The sequence below is a fragment of the Pseudomonas sp. LABIM340 genome, from assembly GCF_040017195.2.
GTDB lineage: Bacteria > Pseudomonadota > Gammaproteobacteria > Pseudomonadales > Pseudomonadaceae > Pseudomonas.
Genome location: NZ_CM200227.1, coordinates 2,843,720 through 2,859,746 on the forward strand (window position 1 = coordinate 2,843,720; position 16,027 = coordinate 2,859,746).

The window sequence follows — 16,027 nt, forward strand, 5'->3', positions numbered from 1 at the left end:
AAGAGCCCTGGCGTAAATGTAAAGGCCCGGCATGATGCCGGGCTTTTTTCAGCTGCGATAAAGCACCGGTCGCCGCAGGTGCACATAGCTGTACCCCTCGCGGGCCAGGGCTATGCGCTGCGGGTCCAGCTCGGCCACCAGCAATTCCTCGCCTTGCTTGGCCTTGGTCAGTACCTGGCCATCCGGGGCGACGATGCTGCTCAGGCCGCAGTACTCGATCTCCCCCTCGCTGCCGACATAGTTGGCGTAGGCAAGGAACACCTGGTTCTCGTAGGCGCGGGTCGGCACCAGCACCTGGGCGACGAATTCGTAGGGGTGCATGTTGGCGGTGGGCACCAGCACGACGTCCGCGCCAGCCAGGGCGAGCGTGCGCACGGCTTCGGGGAACTCCACGTCGAAGCAGATCAGCAGGCCGACTTTCCAGCCGTCCAGCTCGAAGATCGCCGGCGGCTCGTCGGAGGCGCTGAACTGGCTGCGGTCGAGGTCGCCGTAGAGGTGGGTCTTGCGGTAGTTGGCGCGGCGTTCGCCCTGGCAGTCGATCAGCTGCACGCTGTTGAAGACGGTGCCGCCGGCGTCACGCTCGGGGTAGCCGTAGAGGATGCCGAGCTTATGCTCGCGGGCAATCTCGGCGATGCGCAGGGCGGACGGGCCGTCGCAGCTTTCCGCCAGTTCGGCGACGCGCTGGGCGCCGATGTTGTAGCCGGACAGGTACATCTCCGGCAGCACCAGCAGGTCCGCACCGTTCTGCACCGCCTGTTGCGCGGCCTGCTCCAGGCGGCGCAGGTTGCCGGCGACGTCGTCGGGGCCGGGTGGGCACTGGTAGAGGGCGAGGTACATGGTGTTTTCCTTCGAAACGCGCAAGGCCGGGATCAGGCAGTTTGCACCCGATCCCGGCCCCGCGCGAGCCGCTGTTCAGTCAAGGCAGGGAGTGGCGCGGATCAGTCCGGCAGTTCCATCGGACCCAGTTCGGCGAAGCGGTCGCCGGGGCCGGGGTTTTCCGGATGGGTCGCGCCGCCGAAGTGCTTCATGATGCCCCACACGGCGTTCAGCGAGGTCTGCACCGCGCCTTCCACCCAGGCCGGGGTCCAGGACACGTCGTCGCCGGCGATGAAGATGCCGCGCTGCTCGGCGGGCATGTCGTCCTGCATGAAGTGCGCATACATGCGCTGGTTGTAGCGGTAGTGGCCCGGCAGCGCGCCCTTGAAGGCGCCGAGGAAGTGCGGGTCGGCCTCCCAGGACACAGTGATCGGGTTGCCGATGATGTGCCCGGCGATGTCGACCTTCGGGTAGACCTTCTTCAGCGCGTCCAGGGCCAGCTGCACGCGCTTCTCCACCGGGTGCGGGAGCATCTTCATGGCGTCGCTCATCCAGGAGTAGGACAGGCAGATCACCCCCGGTTTGTCGTCGCCGTTGTCGAACAGGTAGGTGCCGCGGGTGAGGCGGTCGGTGAGGGTCATGCTCATCACGTCGCGGCCGGTCTGCGGGTCCTTGTCCTTCCAGAACGGCCGGTCGACCATCACGAAGGTCTTCGAGGACTGCATGTAGCGGGTGCGGTCCAGGGCCATCCACATCTTCTGCGAGAACAGCGCTTCCTCGCACTCGATCTGGGTGGTCAACAGCCAGGTCTGGCAGGTCGCCAGGACGGCCGCGTAGTGGCGGGTGTCACCCCAGTAGTCGGTGACGGCGAAGGTGCCGTCGGCGGCACGGGCGATCCTCTTCACGCCCGGACGCGGCGCGCCGTTGTGCAGGTTGGCCAGGGAAGTACCGGCAGGCCAGTGCGCGCATTGCTCCGGCACATGGCTCCAGATGCCGCGCGGTACCTGCTCGACGCCACCGACGACCAGATGCTGGTGATCGTCGCAGTTGGTCATCACCACGCGGAAGATTTCCAGCATGGAGTTGGGGAAGTCCGAGTCCCAGCCGCCGGTGCCGAAACCGACCTGGCCGAAGATTTCGCGGTGGCGGTAGGACAGGCGCGAGAAGGCCTTGGAGGTGGCGACGAAGTCGTAGAAGGTGCGGTCGTCCCACTTGGGCACCAGCTCGTCCCACAGCGCCTTGAGCTTGACCGTATCGCGCTCGCGCAGTGCGTCCTGCACCTCGGAGAAGCGCGCGCCGTCTTCCAGCGCCTCGGCCCAGGCCTGGGCGACTTCGCGGAAGATTTCCGGCAGGTCGGCCATCTTCTCGGCGTAGTGGCTGGTGCCTTCCAGGTCGACCACGGTGCTGCCCGAGGCCGGGGTCAGCGGGTTGGGGAAGGGCCTGGTTTCCAGGCCGAGCTTGTCGACGTAGTGGTAGAAGGCGGTGCTGGAGACCGGGAAGCGCATGCCGCCCAGCTCGGCGATGATGCCGTCGGCGCCTTCGAAGGTCTCCGAACGCAGCCGGCCGCCCATCTTCGAGGCCTCGTAGACCACCGGTTTGAGGCCCATCTTCATCAGCTCATAGGCCGCCACCAGGCCGGAGATGCCCGCGCCGACGATGGCCACTTCCTGGCCGTGCTTCTCGGCGGGGATGCTGCCCAGGCCGGCGGGGTGCTCGATCCAGTCGTCGAAGGCGAAGGGGAAGTCCGGGCCGAAGATGGTCACCGGTTTCTTGCCGGGGGTGTGGGGGTGGCGGTTCTTGAGCATTGGAGGCTTCCTTTTTATTCGACGTGCCGGCTTGTAGCACCAGCTTGGCAAGGCTTTTCGCGGCCCGCAGGGACCAGTCGATGGATGGCGCGCGGGCAAAGAAATGGCGAGCTCTGAGAGCTTGCCGTGGCGTCCACTATTGCAAAGGCTGTCGTTGAAATGAACCTGACAATCTGCAAGATTGGCGAGAGCTTTCAGACAGATTGACCAATACTATGAGCAATATGACGAAAAACGCCGACGCGGCCTTGCTGAACCTGCTGCGCGCCAATGCCCGCGAGTCGATCTCCGAGCTGGCGCGCAAGCTCGGGGTGTCGCGCTCCACGGTGCAGAGCCGCATCGAAAGGCTGGAGCAGCAGGGCATCATCAGCGGCTATTCGATCAAGGTCTCGGACAGCTACGCGCAGTCGCTGGTGCGCGCCCACGTGCTGGTGACGGCGCTGCCCAAGCTGTCGCACCAGGTGGTGCAGGCGCTGGAGAAGATTGCCGAGGTGAAGACGCTGCATTCGGTGAGCGGCAACTTCGACATGATCGTGATAGTTGAGGCGCTGTCGATCCGCGACCTGGACGCGGTGCTGGACCGCATCGGCGCACTGGACGGGGTGGAGCGGACGATGTCGTCGATCATCCTGTCGACGCGCATCGATCGGTGAGCGGCGGACGCTTCCGGTAGAGGGCGGGCTTTGCCCGCCTTTCGCGTGCATGGCCCGCTCCTACAGGGTGAGCGCTGACTGTAGGAGCGGGCCACGCCCGCGACCCGCCGGCAGGGCCGGTGGTTCGTGACGGCGGGGATCAGCCCAGGTCTTCTTCCAGGGCCAGCAGCTCTTCCACGCGCTGGCGGCGGCGGATCAGCTTCGCTTCGGCGCCTTCGAGCAGCACCTCGGCGATCAGCGGGCGGCTGTTGTAGTTCGACGACATGGACGCGCCATAGGCGCCGGTGTCCTCGATCAGCAGCAGGTCGCCAACCTGGGCGCGCGGCAGGGCGCGGGGGATGACCACGCCGCCGTCGCCCTGGGTGAACACGTCACCGGACTCGCACAGCGGGCCAGCCACCACGGTGTCGATCACCTCGCGGCTGGCGACGTCGCCGGCCAGTACGCGGATGCCGTGGTAGCTGCCGTACATGGACGGGCGCATCAGTTCGTTGAAGCCGGCGTCCACCAGGACGAAGTGGTTGCGGCCGGCGTCCTTGGTGGCGCGCACTTCGCTGAGCAGGCAGCCGGACTGGGCGACCAGGTAGCGGCCCGGTTCGATTTCCAGGTGCAGCTGGTGGCCGACCACGGCTTCGGCGGCCTTGCGCGCCTTGTCCCACAGCTGGAAGTAGTGCGCGGTGTCCACTTCAGGGTCACCGGCGCGGTAGGGGATGGACAGGCCGCCGCCGGCGGAGATGCCGGACAGGTCGTGACCGGCGTCCTTCACCTGCTGCACCAGGCCGAGCATGGCTTCGCCGACCTCGGCCAGGTGGCCGTAGTCGACGCCCGAACCGATGTGCATGTGCAGGCCGACCAGGCGCAGGCCGCGCTCGCGGATGACGTCCAGGGCGGCGCGCAGGTCGCTGTGCCAGATACCGTGCTTGGAGTGTTCGCCGCCAGTGTTGGTCTTGTTGCTGTGGCCGTGGCCGAAACCGGGGTTGATGCGCAGCCACACCGGATGGCCGGGGGCGACTTCGCCCAGCTGGCGGAGCATGTCGATGGAGCCGGCGTTCACCGGGATGCCGTGCTCGACCACGGTTTCCAGGGTGGTGCGGTCCAGCAGGTCGGCGGTGAAGACGATCTCGGATTCATCCTCGCGGCACGAGTAGCCGGCGGCCAGGGCGCGCAGCAGTTCGCCCTGGGATACCGCATCGACCTTCACGCCCTGTTCGCGCATCAGGCGCAGGATGTGCAGGTTGGAGCAGGCCTTCTGGGCGAAGCGGATGATGTCGAAGCTTTTCAGGCGCTCGATCTGGCCGCGGATGGTGGCTGCGTCGTAGATCCACAGCGGGGTGCCGAATTGCAGGGCGAGCTGTTCGGCGCGGGGCAGGGCGAGGAAAGTCATGAATGGGCTCCGAAGGTAGATGGCGCTAGTCTACCGGCCCTTTGCATGGCTGAATAATGCCGCTTGTTATCTGGTCAATTCAATTTTGATATAGGGTGCAGCCCACGCCGGCTTCGCGCAGGCGCTGTACCAGCACGCCAGCCTCTGCCTGAAGTGCTGCCACGAAGCGCTCGCGCAGCGGCGTAGCGGGGCGGTACAGCGGTTTCGCCACGCTGACCTGGAACGGCAGCGAGAAGGCCAGCGGGCGTAGCTGGATGCCCTGGCCCTGGAACATCAGCGCAGTGATCGGGTTGACCACGGCCAGGCCCAGTCCGGCGCGGACCATGCTGCACACCGAGACGGCGCTGTGGGTTTCCACCTGCATCTGCCGCTGCACGCCGGCGTCGAGGAACACGGCGTCGATCAGGTGCCGGTAGCGGTCGCTGGTGGCCAGGCTGACGAAGGGCAGGCCGGCGAAGTCCGCCGCCGCCAGGTGCTCGCGGGCCAGCAGCGGATGGCCGTCCGGAAGGATGCACACCTCGTCCACCGCCAGCAGCGGCTGCAGCTCGGTGCCGCGCGGGGCGTCGTCGTTCTCGATCAGGCCGATGTCGTGGTGCTGGGCGCTGAGCGCCTCTTCCAGATGCGGTGATTCCAGCGCCGCCACCTCCAGGCTGATGGCCGGGTTTTCCCGGCTGAAGCGCTTGCAGGCTTCCGGCAGCAGCGCCTGGGACAGCGCCGGCAGGCAGCCGATGGAGAACTTGCCCTCGGCGAACTGCCCCAGGCTACCGGCGAAGGCGACGATGCGGTCCAGCCCGGTGAAGGAGCGCTCCACCTCCTCGAACAGCATCAACGCCCGCGCCGTCGGCGCCAGCCGCCCACGCTCGCGCAGGAACAGCTCGAAGCCCACCAGCTGCTCCAGCCTCGCCAGCTCGCGGCTGACGGTGGGCTGGCTGGTGTGCAGGAACGCCGCCGCGCGGGTGACGCTGCCGGTGGTCATGACCGCGCGGAAGACTTCGATGTGGCGGAGGGTGATCATGCTGGGTCCGATGCTGGAGTGCGGGTCATTGTGGCGTTGTTCGGGGTGGGGTGCCAGTGGGGCTGGCGTGGCTGCCGGTGCAGACTTTGTCCGCTTATCGCGGGCATGGCCCGCTCCTGCGCGGACTCGACCTGTAGGAGCTGGCCATGCCTGCGACAGGCCCAGCACATAAGCATCAGGATGGAGTCATGTAAGGCATTGTTCGCCGGCACTGGCGGATAACCCGTTCCGGGTTATGCGCCCTACGTTGCTGAGCGCTCTCCTACGAGACTGCATTCCTGTGCTGCTCAATGGAAATCCCGACTCCGCACATCCAGTCCTTCCAGTAGTTCACTCAGGTCCGTCAGCCGCCCGGCGATCACATGGAGCACGCCGTCCTTGGCTTCCAGGGTGCCGTCCACCTGCATCAGGCGGGCGCTGAGGAAGGGGCGGCGCTGCTGTTCGGCGAGGTCGCGCCAGACGATCACGTTGACCATGCCGAACTCGTCTTCCAGGGTGACGAAAGTGACGCCGCTGGCGGTGCCGGGGCGTTGGCGGCCGACCACCAGGCCGGCGACGCGCACCGGGCGGTCGGCTTCCAGGCTGGCCAGTTCCCTTGAGCTGCGGCAGCGGCGGGCCTTGAGGGCACCGCGCAGCAGGGTCATGGGGTGCGGGCCGAGGGTGGTGCCGAGGGTTGCGTAGTCGGTAAGCAGGTCTTCGCCGCGGCTGGGCAGCGGCAGGCTGACCGGCGCTTCCTCGGTGGCCTGGCCGGCGAACAGCGGTAGCTGTGGCTCGACCCCGGCGATCGCCCAGCGCGCCTTGTGCCGGTGGCCGGCGAGGCCGCGCAGGGCGCCCGCGTCGGCCAGCTGTTCGCGGGCGCGGCCGTCGAGATGGGCACGCAGGCAGAGGTCGGCGACATCGGCGAAGGGGCGTTGCTCGCGTGCCTGCGCGATGGCGTTGGCGACTTCCTCGCGCAGCCCGCGCACCATGCGCAGGCCGAGGCGGATTGCCGGCTGGCGCTCGGCGATGGGCTCCAGGGTGCAGTCCCAGTGGCTGTGGCGTACATCCACCGGGCGAATCTCCAGGCCGTGGCGGCGGGCGTCCTGCAGCAGCTGGTCGGGGCTATAGAAACCCATGGGCCAGCTGTTGATCAGCGCGCAGGTGAAGGCCGCCGGCTCGTGGCATTTCAGCCAGCAGCTGGCGTAGGTGAGCAGGGCGAAGCTGGCAGCGTGGGACTCGGGGAAGCCGTAGCTGCCGAAGCCCTTGATCTGCTCGAAGATGCGCGCGATGTATTCCTGCTCGTAGCCCTTGGCGGTCATGCGCTCGAACAGCCGCTGGCGGTGCGGTTCCAGTCCGCCGTGGCGTTTCCAGGCGGCCATGGAGCGGCGCAGGTGGTCGGCCTCGCCGGGCGTGTATTCGGCGGCGATGATCGCCAGTTGCATCACCTGTTCCTGGAACAGCGGCACGCCGAGGGTGCGCTCGAAGACCGGCTTGAGTTCCTCGGAGGGGTAGTCGACCGGCTCTTCCTTGTTCCGCCGCCGCAGGTACGGGTGGACCATGTCGCCCTGGATCGGTCCGGGGCGGACGATGGCGACCTCGATCACCAGGTCGTAGAAGGTCCTGGGCTTGAGTCGCGGCAGCATGGCCATCTGCGCACGGGACTCGATCTGGAACACGCCCACGGTGTCGGCGCGGCTGATCATTTCGTAGGTCTTGGCGCACTCCTGCGGGAGCGTGGCAAGGGTCCACTGCTGGCCGCGATAGTCGGCGATCAGGTTGAAGCAGCGGCGCAGGGCGCTGAGCATGCCGAGGGCGAGCACGTCGACCTTGAGCAGGCCGACGGCGTCGAGATCGTCCTTGTCCCACTGGATCAGGGTGCGCTCGGGCATCGCCGCGTTCTCCACCGGCACCAGGGTTTCCAGCGGCTGCTGGGAGATGACGAAGCCGCCGGGGTGCTGCGACAGGTGCCGGGGGAAGCCGACCAGTTGCCCTGTCAGGGCCAGCACGCGGCGCAGGATCGGGCTTTCCGGGTCGAAGCCGGCCCCCAGCAGGCGCTCGGGCGGCGGTGCCTCGCGGCTCCAGGCCCCGCAGCAGTCGGCCAGCGCGCCGACCTGGTCCGGCGGCAGGCCCAGCGCCTTGGCCACGTCGCGCACCGCGCCGGCGCCCCGGTAGGTACTGGCCACGGCGGTGAGCGCGGCGCGGCTGCGGCCGTAGCGCCGGAACACGTACTGGATGACTTCCTCGCGACGGTCATGCTCGAAGTCGACGTCGATGTCCGGCGGCTCGTTGCGCTCGCGGGAGATGAAGCGTTCGAAGAGCAGATGGACGTGCTCGCGGGTTGGGTCCAGTTCGGTGATGCCCAGGGCGAAGCAGACCACCGAGTTGGCCGCCGAGCCGCGGCCCTGGCAGAGGATGCTCTGGCGGCGGGCGAAGGCGACTATGTCGTGGACCGTGAGGAAGTAGCTGTCGTATTCCAGCTCGGCGATCAGTGCGAGTTCGTCCTCGACGCGCTGGCGGACCTTGGCGTCGGCCCCGTCCTTCCAGCGCCGCAGAATCCCTTCCTCGGTCTTCTCGCGCAGCCAGGTGCTGGGCGTATGCCCTTCGGGCACCAGCTCGCGCGGGTACTGGTACTTCAGATCGCTCATATCGAAGGTGCAGCGCCCGGCGATCTTCAGCGTCTCCGCCAGCAGCTCGGCCGGGTAGATCGACGCCAGCGCCTCCCTCGACCGCAGATGGCGTTCGCCATTGGGATAGAGATGCTGGCCGGCCTCGTGCACCGGGAGGTGCTGGCGGATGGCGGTCATGCAGTCCTGCAGGGCGCGGCGGCCACGGGCGTGCATGTGCACGTCACCGCAGGCCACGGCGGGGATGGCCAGGCGCGCCGCCTGTTCCTGCAGGCGGCGCAGCTTGCCGGTGTCGTCCGGGCCCTTGTGCAGTTCGACGCCCAGCCACAGGCGCTCGGGGAAGTGCTCACGCAGCCAGAGGCCGTCGTCGTCCTGCTCGTCCCGTGGCAGCCAGATCGCCAGCAGGTGATCGAGGTTACCGTCGAAGTCCGCACGTACCAGGCGGTAACTGCCTTTCTCGGCGCGGCGGCGGGCGTGAGTGAGCAGGCGGCAGAGGTTTTCGTAGCCGGCCAGGTTCTCGGCCAGCAGCACCAGCTTCGGGCCTTGCTCGATGCTCAGCTCACTGCCGGTGATCAGCGCGATCTCCTTCTCCTTCGCCGCCTGCCAGGCGCGGACGATACCGGCCAGGCTGCATTCGTCGGTGATCGCCAGCGCCCGGTAGCCGAGCTTCTTGGCCCGCTCGAAGAGCTCGGCGGCGCTGGAGGCGCCGCGCTGGAAACTGAAGTTGGACAGGCAGTGCAGCTCGGCGTAGCCGATGCCTTCGGTCGGCGTGCTCATGCGAACCAGCCGTGCAGCAGCAGCGGGCCGTCGTCGCCCACCGGACGGAACACCCAGGCGCGCTGGCCGCTGCGGGTGCGCACCTGGTAGTAGTCGCGGCGGATGTCCTCGCCGTCCCACCAGCCGGATTCGATGCGCTCGGGGCCGGCCAGCAGGGCTGGGGCGAATTCGCGCAGTGGCTGGGGTTCGGCCAGTAGCCAGCCGGGGCGAGGGGCATCGGTGACGATCTGCAACGGCGTGGAGCTGTCTTGCCAGGCGCGCTCCGGGCGATGGTCGGCGCGGCCCCCGAGACTGTGCACGGCATCGTCGCCCAGCCGTGCGCGCAGGCGCTCGCGCAGCTGCTCCCAGGGCAGCGACTGCTGCGGGCGGTCGTCGAACAGCTCGCGGTGCTGCGGCACGAAGGCCGGCAGGTCCTCAGCCAGCAGCCGCACGCTGTGCACCGGGGCGCGCAGTTGCAGTTGCTCCAGGCGGCCACGGGTCAGCTCGAAGAGCATCGCCGCCTCGCGCTCGGCGCTGAGCAGGCCGACCGGCATCTGCGTGTCGCTGCCTTCGTGGTGCTCCAGATGGAGGACGAAACGCTGCACGCCGCTGTCGCGCCCGGCGAGGAAGGCGGCGAGGTCGGCGGTCAGCCGGCGCAGCGGGAACAGCAGCGCCTGGGTGGATTCCACGTCGAAGTTCAGTTCGATGCGCGATTCGAAGCGGTCCGGCGGCCGGTAAAACTCCAGGGCCAGCGGGCGCTGGCCGAGCAGGGTGTCGACCTGCCGCAGCACCTGCGGCGGGAAGCGCCGGGCCAGGCTCTCGCGCGGCAGGGCGAGCAGTTGCTGCAGGCTGCGCAGGCCCATGCGGCCCAGCGAGGTGGCGGCGTCGCGCTCCAGGCCCAGGCGCTCCAGCGGCATCCTGCCCAGGTACTGGCGCAGTTGCTGGTTGTCTTGGATCGCCAGGCCGTCGTGGCCGTTGGCGAGGATGCGCGCGGCGGCCGGATTGGGCGCGGCGGTGATGCGGTGGCGGAAGCCCAGCCCGTTCAACTCCTCGCGCAGACGTGCCTCGAAGCGCGGCCAGGGGCCGAACAGTTGCAGGCTGGACTCTACTTCCAGCAGCAGAGCGCGCGGGTAATGCTGGCTGACCTGCGAGCTGAAGCCGTAGGCCCAGGCTGCCAGCAGGTTCTGCCAGCGCTGCACTTCGCGCAGGTCGTACTCGGCGGTGGCGAAATCACGGCTCAGTGCCTGGGCAGCAGTGAGCGACTGGCCGGGCTTGAGCCCCAGCGCCCGCGCGGCCGGGTTCACCGCCTGCAGCACGCGGCGCTGGGTCGGCCCGGCGAGCAGCGCCAGGGCGGCGTCCGGCTCGGGACGGCCGCGCAGCACGCCGTCCATTGCCAGCTGTGGCAGGAGAATGCAGGCCCAGAGCATGGTCAGTGCCAGGGCAGCGGGATGGGCCGCGCCGGCGCCAGGCCGCCACGGCACTTGAGCACGCGCAATTGCGCCGGGTTGGCGTCCAGCGCCAGGCGTAACGCAGCGGGCGAGGGGTTGAGCGCCTCGCGCTGCGAGCGGTAGGCGATGGCCAGGGTCTGCCCGGTTTCGGCGGCGACTTGCAGACGGCGCAGGGCACGGTCGTCGGCCTGCTGCGGCCAGCACAGCACGGCGCCGCAGCTGCCCGAGCGCAGGCACTGCTCGGCGGCCCAGAGCGCATCGCGGCCGGTTGCCTGGACGATGGCGAGTTGCTCCAGCGCGACGCCGGCGGCCTGCCAGGCAGCCGGGTAGGGCACGTGGGGCGGGGCGACCAGCACGATGCGCTCGCCTGCCGCGCTGAGCCGCGCCAGGGTCGGCCAGACCAGTTGCAGCTCGCCGGTGCCTTCGGCGGCCAGGAGGATTTCGCTGAGCGCCGCTTCCGGCCAGCCACCGCTGGGCAGGGCGGCGTCCAGCAGCGCATGGCCGGTGGGCTGCTGGCTGGGCGGCAGGCCCTGGGGCTGGCCCTTCCAGACCTGACGCTGGTGAAACAGGGTGTCGAGCGCGACCACGCTGCCCATCACGGCCTCCCGGCCGGCAAGCGGCGACAGTCATGCGCCCGGCGGCAGGGCCGAGTGAGGGGGTTGAGGAGGTGGGACATGGGATGGCTCGGATAGTGCTGTATGGATATACAGTTTATCCGGTGGGATGGTGCCGTCAATGGCGGTTGGTCTGACGGACGTTGGGGCTCACTGTAGGAGCGGGCCATGCCCGCGATCCGCCGGCGGGGGCGGCGTTTTTCCTGATGCCTTTGGTGCAGGTTTCTGCCTTGGCTCAGGTGTTCCAGCGCCGTATCGGCGTGCGCGGATGTATTGGGTTTCGCCCCCTCGGGCGAGTCCCTTTTGGCAAACGTCGGATAGCCGCCCTCCCAAAAGGAACCAAAAGGTCTTGCCCCGGACATCCGGTTTTTCGCTTAGGCGAAAAATACCCTCGTTGAACCGAAGTTTCAGGGGCACGCCGCGAACGGCCATCCCTGGCCCATCGCGGCTCTCGCGACATCCATGTCGCTCAACCCCTGAAACTCCGCTTCAACGAGGCCTCCTGAACGGGGCATTCGGCGTGTGCGGATGTCTCTCTGGAAGTCTCCAGGGGAAAAAGCGGGGTGCGTGCGGCGTGCTTTTGTAGGAGCGGGCCATGCCCGCGATCCGTCGGCAGGGCCGGCGGTTCAGGCAGGTTCGCTGCTCGCCTGGAAATGTTGGAATCAACCTGTAGGAGCGCCCCATGGGCGCGATCGCGGGCATGGCCCGCTCCTACAGGGAAAGCCAGAGCACTCTTGTAGGACCGAGGGGGACGCCTAGTCCTTGCTCGCGAACCGCACGGCACAAGGTCGATCGTGAAAAAGGGATTTCCGCCCGCGAGGGTTACAACAACAGATACCCCTGCGGTGCCTTGAACCGAGGCGGGTCGGCGATGAACTTCAGGCGTTCCGGCTTCCACCACCCCGGCAGCAACTTCCGTACGGCCGGCTGGTTGAAGCGGTCGTCGAGCAGGTAGATCACCCCTGAATCCGTCGGCGTGCGAATCACCCGGCCCGCCGCTTGGACAACCTTCTGCAAGCCGGGGAACAGGTAGGTGTAGTCGTAGCCGTCGCCGAACATCCCCTGCATGCGCTGTTTGATCTCCTCGTTGACCTCGTTCACCTGCGGCAGCCCCAGCGTGGCGATGAAGGCGCCGATCAGGCGCTCGCCAGGCAGGTCGATGCCCTCGCCGAAAGCGCCGCCGAGCACGGCGAAGCCGATGCCGCGCGAGCCGGTGGTGAAGCGGTCGAGGAAGGCCTGGCGCTCCAGTTCGTTCATGCTGCGCGACTGTGCCCAGTGCGGGATGTCCGGGTGCTCGGCGGTAAAGCGGTCCAGCGCCTGCTGCAGGTAGGCGTAGCTGCTGAAGAAGGCCAGGTAGTTGCCGGGGCGCGCGCGGAACTGCCGGGCCATCAGCGTACTGATCGGCGTGAGGCTGGCCTCGCGGTGCTGGTAGCGAGTAGAGAGGTTGCTCAGTGCGTGGACTTCCAGCTGTTCGGCGTGGAAGGGCGACTCCACTTCGCGCCAGCCGGTGTCTTCGGGCAGGCCGAGCAGGTCGGAGTAGTAGTGCGCCGGGGTCAAGGTGGCGGAGAACAGCGTGGTGCTGTGGGCCACCTTGAAGCGCTCGGCGAGGAAGGGCGCCGGTACCACGTTGCGCAGGCACAGGGTCGAGAGTACGCGGCGCGCGCTGACGTCGTGGCGGGTGATGTCGAACAGCGAGTGCGGACCGTAGGCTTCGGCCAGCCGGCAGAACAGCATGGCGTTGAGATAGAAGCTCAACAGCTCGGCCTCGTTGCCGGTGGGCTGGTCGGTGAGGTGGTCGGTGATGGCGCTGACGGCCTTCTGCAACGCGGCGATGAACAGGTCGGGGATGGTCGGGTAGATCTGGTAGTCGACGTCCTGGTCCTGGTGCAGTTGGTTCCAGTGCCGGCCGACGCGCTCCAGTGCGCTTTTCAGCTTGGCCGGGGCGACCTTGCGCAGGGCGTTGAACTCGCTCTGGTCCAGCTCGGCGCTGTACATGCCGCGGCCGCGCTCGATGAGGTTGTGCGCCTCGTCCACCAGCAGCGTGACTTTCCAGTCGTTGAGCACGGTGAGACCGTAGAGCAGGGCGGTCATGTCGAAGTAGTAGTTGTAGTCGCCCACCACCACGTCGGACCAGCGGCACAGCTCCTGGCTCAGGTAGTAGGGGCAGACCTGGTGCTCCAGTGCCACCTTGCGCACCGCCTCCTGGGTCAGCCAGCACTGCTTGAGCGCGGCCTCGCGGGCGGCGGGCAGGCGGTCGTAGAACCCCTTGGCCAGCGGGCAGGATTCGCCGTGGCAGGACTTGTCCGGGTGCTCGCAGGCCTTGTCACGGGCGACGTGCTCAAGCACCCGCAGCGGCTGGGCGGCCTCCTGCTGGCGCAGGGTCGCCAGGGCGTCCAGCGCCAGGCGCCGGCCGGGGGTCTTGGCGGTGAGGAAGAACAGCCGGTCCAGCTGCTGGCCGGGGAAGGCCTTGAGCTGCGGGAACAGCGTGCCGAGGGTCTTGCCGATGCCGGTGGTTGCCTGCGCCATCAGCGTCTGGCCGTCGCGGGCGGCGCGGTACACCGACTCGGCAAGCATGCGCTGGCCCTGGCGGAAATCGGCGTAGGGGAAGCGCAGCGCCTCCAGCCCCTGGTCGCGCTCGACGCGGTGGGCGCTTTCCTGCTCGGCCCACTGCACGAAGCGCTGGCACTGTAGCTCGAAGAAGGCGCGCAGCTCGGCGGCGGCGAAGCGCTCGCGGAACTCGGTCTCCTTCTGGGTGATGACGTTGAAGTAGACGACGGCGAGATCGATGGCGTCGATCTCCAGGGTCTGGCACAGCAGCCAGCCGTACACCTTCACCTGCGCCCAGTGCAGCAGCCGGTGGTTCTGCGGGATGCGCGAGACGTCGCCGCGGTGGGTCTTGATCTCTTCCAGCAGGTTTTCACTCGGGTCGTAGCCGTCGGCACGGCCACTGACCACCAGCCCCGGATACTCGCCCCGCAGCGGCAGCTCGGCGATGTAGCCCAGCCCCCGGCGGGAGACCACCGTGGCGTGTCCGGCCATGCCTTCCTGCGCCGTGGGGGCGGGGGTGAAGCGCAGGTCGAGGTCACCTTCCTTGGCGGTGAATTCGCAGAGCGCGCGCACAGCGATGGCGTAGCTCATTCGCTCTCGTCCGCCTCGCCCTGCCAGCGCACGTAGCAGACTTCCACCGGCATGCCGTGCTCGGCGCAGAAGGCCAGCCAGCGCTTCTGGTTATCCTGCAGGCGGTCGCCGGGGCCTTTCACCTCAATCATCCGGTAGCGCGCCTCGGCGGGCCAGAACTGGATCAGGTCGGGCATGCCGGCGCGGTTGGCCTTCGGGTCGGCCAGCAGGCGCTCGAACCACAGCTTCAGGTGCGCCGCCGGCAGGCAGTGCAGGGTCTGCTCCAGCAGGTTTTCATCCAGCAGCTCCCAGTGCACGAAGGGCGAGAGGATCCCGGACTTGGCAACATAGGTTTCGCGGATGGCTGCGAGATAGGCGTCGCTGTCCAGCAGTGCCAGGCGTGCGGCGAAGGCTTCCGCGCGGCGGCTGACGAAGTCGCTGCGGTTGATATCGCTGGGCCCGACCTGGAAGGGGTGGAAGAAGGCGCCGGGCAGCGGGGCGAAGATCACTTCCCAGCAGAGCAGGCCGAACAGGCTGCAGACCAGCGCGTTCTCCACGTAGTACACCGGCGCTTCGTCCGCGTGAAGCACGGCCTGCACGGCGAATTCGACGTTGACGTCCGGGCGCGGCAGCTCCATATCGATGCGCAGCGGTGGCGCGGTCTTGGCGGCTTTCTCCTTCGGCAGGCCGAGCTGACGGGCCAGCCGGCTCAGTGCGCGTTCCACCAGCTGAAGCTCGCCGTCGCTTTCCGGCACGGCCAGGGCGGCTTGCGCCAGCGTGTGGGCTTCCTCGAAGCGTTGCAGGCGTTCCAGCACGCGAATCTGCCGCTGCCGCGAGCCCCCGGCGGCGGTGCGTTGGTAAAGCGCCAGCGCGGCGTCCAGCTCGCCTTCGCGCTCCAACTGGTAAGCCATGCGATAGAGCAGGCGGCCGTGGCGGGCTTGCAGATAGGTGTTGTCGCTGTGGAATTCGCCCAGTTCGGCCAGTAGCCCGGCGATGGGCTCGCCGGTTTCGAAGCGGACAGCGCCGTTCCACAGGTGGATGTAGGCCTCCAGATCACCGCGGCTGCGGAAGGCTCGGGAGTCAGCGGTAAAAGGGACGCTTTCGTAGCGGAAGATGCCGAGATCGGCGAGGACGAACTCGGACCAGTCCTGCTGCAGATTGCCGAAGAACAGCAGGCGCAGGCGGTCGCAAAGCGGCGTCGCCATCAGCGTGTAGAGGTGGTCGAGGTCCGGGTACCAGCCGGCGAAGGGCTGTACCTGCTCGTGGTAGGCGTGCAGGTGCTCGTACAGCTCGGCCTTCTTCAGCGTGCCGCGCGGCAGGTCATCGCGAAAGCGCGTGAGCAGTTCGTCCTTGAGCAGCAGCGGCAGCAACTCTTCCAGCGCGAGCGGGCAGGCGTCGTCCAGCCAGCCCAGCTCCAGCAGCGGCGCGGCAGCGCCGGGGATGTCGCCGATTTCCGCGTAGCTCAGCTTGCCGGCGCGAAAGTGCGGCCCCTTGCGCATTACCAGTCGCACCAGCAGCGCCCGCGACGGCAGCGGCAGCGCGCGGAAATCGGCGATGAACCGGGCTTCCTCGGCGTCGAGCAGGTCGGCGTAGCGTTCGTCGATCCAGTCGAGGGCGCGGTGGAAGTTGGTCAGGTAGTAGAGGCTGGGGGCGAGCGGCACGGACATCGGCAGGCACTGGTTTTACATACAGTGGCAAGGATGGCGTGATGGTGGCTTGGCCGCAAGGGTTCGTGCGGCCTTTCATCGGGATATGTCCGACATCGGCTGAGGGACGCTTTTGCAGGATGGGTGGAGCTTGCGATACCCATGCGGCT

The 16,027-nt window shown here is 68.0% G+C and carries 10 protein-coding genes; 1 reads left to right on the forward strand and 9 read right to left on the reverse strand.

Features of this window, described 5'->3' with window-relative positions:
- Nucleotides 1–48 precede the first annotated feature (48 nt).
- Nucleotides 49–837: a carbon-nitrogen hydrolase family protein gene (locus ABKS89_RS13280; RefSeq protein WP_348589096.1), complete on the reverse strand. Its 789-nt coding sequence runs from the start codon at nt 835–837 to the stop codon at nt 49–51.
- 101 nt (nt 838–938) lie between these two features.
- Entirely contained in the window at nt 939–2,621 is a 1,683-nt protein-coding gene (locus tag ABKS89_RS13285; protein ID WP_348589095.1) for a flavin monoamine oxidase family protein, read from the reverse strand.
- A gap of 224 nt (nt 2,622–2,845) precedes the next feature.
- On the opposite strand from ABKS89_RS13285, the gene ABKS89_RS13290 reads away from it, so the two are divergent.
- On the forward strand, nt 2,846–3,274 hold the full coding sequence (locus ABKS89_RS13290) for an Lrp/AsnC family transcriptional regulator (RefSeq protein WP_088417584.1): 429 nt from the start codon (nt 2,846–2,848) through the stop codon (nt 3,272–3,274).
- A 139-nt stretch (nt 3,275–3,413) separates the two neighbouring features.
- Here the strand turns inward: ABKS89_RS13290 and lysA are convergent, their stop codons facing one another.
- The 7 genes from lysA to ABKS89_RS13325 all read right to left on the reverse strand — a co-directional run bounded on the left by lysA (nt 3,414) and on the right by ABKS89_RS13325 (nt 15,878).
- Nucleotides 3,414–4,658, reverse strand: coding sequence for a diaminopimelate decarboxylase (gene lysA, locus ABKS89_RS13295; protein ID WP_348589094.1), 1,245 nt, complete (start codon nt 4,656–4,658; stop codon nt 3,414–3,416).
- 79 nt (nt 4,659–4,737) lie between these two features.
- The gene (locus ABKS89_RS13300) at nt 4,738–5,673 is read right to left on the reverse strand and encodes a LysR family transcriptional regulator (protein ID WP_348589093.1); all 936 of its coding nucleotides are present in this window, start codon (nt 5,671–5,673) and stop codon (nt 4,738–4,740) included.
- A 287-nt stretch (nt 5,674–5,960) separates the two neighbouring features.
- Nucleotides 5,961–9,053 carry an error-prone DNA polymerase gene (locus tag ABKS89_RS13305; RefSeq protein WP_348589092.1) on the reverse strand — a complete coding sequence of 1,031 codons (3,093 nt, stop codon included), beginning with the start codon at nt 9,051–9,053 and terminating at the stop codon, nt 5,961–5,963.
- Entirely contained in the window at nt 9,050–10,459 is a 1,410-nt protein-coding gene (locus ABKS89_RS13310; protein ID WP_348589091.1) for a Y-family DNA polymerase, read from the reverse strand. Before ABKS89_RS13310 ends, ABKS89_RS13305 begins: the two co-directional genes overlap by 4 nt.
- A 2-nt stretch (nt 10,460–10,461) precedes the next feature.
- Nucleotides 10,462–11,076 (reverse strand): translesion DNA synthesis-associated protein ImuA, encoded by a 615-nt coding sequence (gene imuA / locus ABKS89_RS13315; protein WP_348589090.1) that lies wholly within the window; start codon nt 11,074–11,076, stop codon nt 10,462–10,464.
- Between the two features lie 840 nt (nt 11,077–11,916).
- Nucleotides 11,917–14,232 (reverse strand): ATP-dependent DNA helicase, encoded by a 2,316-nt coding sequence (locus ABKS89_RS13320; protein ID WP_348589089.1) that lies wholly within the window; start codon nt 14,230–14,232, stop codon nt 11,917–11,919.
- Nucleotides 14,229–15,878 (reverse strand): VRR-NUC domain-containing protein, encoded by a 1,650-nt coding sequence (locus ABKS89_RS13325; RefSeq protein WP_348589088.1) that lies wholly within the window; start codon nt 15,876–15,878, stop codon nt 14,229–14,231. Before ABKS89_RS13325 ends, ABKS89_RS13320 begins: the two co-directional genes overlap by 4 nt.
- Between the last annotated feature and the right edge of the window lie 149 nt (nt 15,879–16,027).